The 1661-nt window shown below is 76.8% G+C and carries 1 protein-coding gene and 1 pseudogene; one reads left to right on the plus strand and one right to left on the minus strand.

Annotated features, from left to right (window positions below; genetic code table 11):
• A pseudogene (locus tag ACFV4F_RS24625) lies at positions 1-1014 on the minus strand (AAA family ATPase); the annotation flags it as partial.
• Between the two features lie 156 nt (positions 1015-1170).
• On the opposite strand from ACFV4F_RS24625, the gene ACFV4F_RS24630 reads away from it, so the two are divergent.
• Positions 1171-1661: SWIM zinc finger family protein (locus tag ACFV4F_RS24630; RefSeq protein ID WP_380505468.1), on the plus strand; the 491-nt coding region annotated here is incomplete at its 3' end.

A 1661-nucleotide genomic window follows, 5' to 3' on the forward strand; every position in this document is an offset into this window, starting at 1 on the left:
CCCTAACCGCCCCCACCCCCCCCGGCCCGCTCGGGGGGGGCGCACGACGGCGCCGACGATGCCCGCCGTCACGTCCGCGGCGCGCAGGACGCCGTCGCCGAAGTGGGCCGCCAGGGCGAGGCCGTTGGTGACCACCGAGATCGCCTCGGCCGTGGACAGCGTGCCGCCCGGCGTCTTGACCTTCGTCCGGCCGTCGACCGTGATCCCCGCGCGCAGCTCGCGGAAGACCGTCACGACCCGCCTGATCTCCTCGGCGCCGCCGGGCAGTTCGGGCAGGTCCAGGGAGCGGCCGAGCTGGCCCACCCGGCGGGTGACGATGTCGACCTCCTCCTCCAGCGAGGCAGGCAGCGGCAGCACGACGGTGTTGAAGCGGCGCCGCAGCGCGCTGGACAGCTCGTTGACGCCGCGGTCCCGGTCGTTCGCGGTGGCGATCACGTTGAAGCCGCGCACGGCCTGCGTCTCGGAGCCCAGTTCCGGCACCGGGAGCGTCTTCTCGGACAGGACGGTGATCAGGGCGTCCTGCACGTCGGCCGGGATCCTGGTCAGCTCCTCGATGCGGGCGAGCTTGCCGTCCGCCATCGCCCGCATGACGGGCGAGGGCACCAGGGCCTCCCGGCTGGGCCCGTTGGTGAGCAGCTGGGCGTAGTTCCAGCCGTAGCGGACGGCCTCCTCGGGGGTGCCGGCGGTGCCCTGCACGAGCAGGGTGGAGTCGCCGCCGATCGCGGCGGCCAGGTGCTCGGACACCCAGGTCTTGGCGGTGCCCGGCACGCCGAGCAGGAGCAGCGCGCGGTCCGTCGCCAGCGTCGTGACGGCGACCTCCACGATGCGGCGCGGGCCGACGTACTTGGGCGTGATCCGGGTGCCGTCGGGCAGTTCGCCGCCGAGCAGGTACGTCGCCACGGCCCAGGGCGAGAGCTTCCAGCGCTCGGGGCGCGGACGGTCGTCCTGCGCGGCCAGGGCGGCCAGTTCACCGGCGAAGGCGTCCTCGGCGTGCTGCCGCAGAACGTCGGTCATGGGGGCTCCTTCGGGTCGGCCGCCGGGCACGGTGACGGCGGGGCGGCGGGTGACGGGAGGGCAACTCCGGCCTGCGGGAGCCACCCTGCACCCGGGCACTGACAATCCGCGGCGGGCGGTGAGGAAGTGTCAGCGCCCCCGCCTACGGTCGGTGCCATGGAGGAACGCTGGAGCACCGAACACGTCCTGTCCCTGGCGCCTGACGCCGCGTCGCAGAAGGCGGCCGGCAAGCTCTCCACGCCCGCGCCCTGGTCGGCCCAGGGCACCGACGGCGCCGCGGTCTGGGGCGAGTGCGGGGGCAGCGGCAGCACGCCGTACCGCACCGTGGTCGAGCTCGCCACGCCCGCTTACCAGTGCAGTTGCCCGAGCCGGAAGTTCCCGTGCAAGCACGCGCTCGGACTCCTCCTGCTGTGGAGCGGCACCCCGCAGGCCGTCCCCGCCGCCGAGCCCGCCGACTGGGCGGCAGCCTGGCTCGACGCCCGCCGCGAGCGGGCCGAGCAGCGCGCCGCCGCCCCCGCCGCCGCCCCCGCGGGCCCCGCCGATCCGGCCGCCGCCCGCCGCCGGGCCGAGCGGCGCCGCGCCCAGGTCGCCGCCGGCCCGGCCCCCCCCGCCCCCCGGAGCGCCGCCCGTACCCCCCCCCCCCGCCC

It is taken from the genome of Kitasatospora sp. NPDC059722 (assembly GCF_042733235.1).
GTDB lineage: Bacteria > Actinomycetota > Actinomycetes > Streptomycetales > Streptomycetaceae > Kitasatospora.